Consider the following 695-nt stretch of genomic DNA (forward strand, 5'->3'; position numbering starts at 1 on the left):
GGCGGGGCGGGAGAGGTGTGCTCCGTGCCGCCGGCCATCCGCATGGAAAGCAGCGCGATGAGCGCGGCCACACCCGAACCCAACGCCGCGGCGCCCAGGGCCACACCCACCGTGCTCAAGGCCCTGCGCGAAGGCGGCTTGTCGTCGTTGGAGACGGCGGGCACACCCAGGGCAGGGGTTCCACCGGGGCCGCGCAGGCGCAGCAGGGCATTGCCGAGGGACACCTCGTCCCCCGGCATCAGCTCGACCTCCGAGGTGATGCGATGGCGGTTGAGGAAGGTGCCGTTCTGGCTGCTGAGGTCCTTCAGGAAGAAGCGCTCACCGCGGCGGGTCAGGTGCACATGTCGGCGGCTGATGGACGGGTGCTGCAGGCGGAGGTCGGACGAGGAGGACCGCCCGATGACCAGCGCCCCCTGTTTGACGGGCACCAGCTGCCCGGCGCCCGGGCCTCGCTCGACGTACAGGAAGGCAGGCGCGTACCCGGGGTCCGAGTACTCATTCGAGGTGTCAAAGCGGGAGGCGAGCTCGCGGTCGCTGTTGGCGCGCCCTCCCGGGCCCTGGCGCCGGCTGCGGCGGGAGCCAGCGGGAAACTGGGGCACCCGCTGGGGACGCGGATCGTCAGCCTGGAGCGGGTCCACCTCGTCGTCATCGAAGGGCAGCTCCACGTCTGAATCCTGGGGCGCCTGCGTACCGGG

1 protein-coding gene is annotated in these 695 nt (G+C 71.7%); it reads right to left on the reverse strand.

Annotated features, from left to right (window positions below):
• A partial coding sequence (locus HNV26_RS37395) for an FHA domain-containing protein (RefSeq protein WP_171453043.1) occupies nt 1-665 on the reverse strand: 665 nt, incomplete at its 3' end.
• Nucleotides 666-695 lie beyond the last annotated feature (30 nt).

The sequence above is a fragment of the Myxococcus xanthus genome, assembly GCF_013116825.1.
Taxonomy (GTDB): Bacteria; Myxococcota; Myxococcia; order Myxococcales; family Myxococcaceae; genus Myxococcus; species Myxococcus xanthus_B.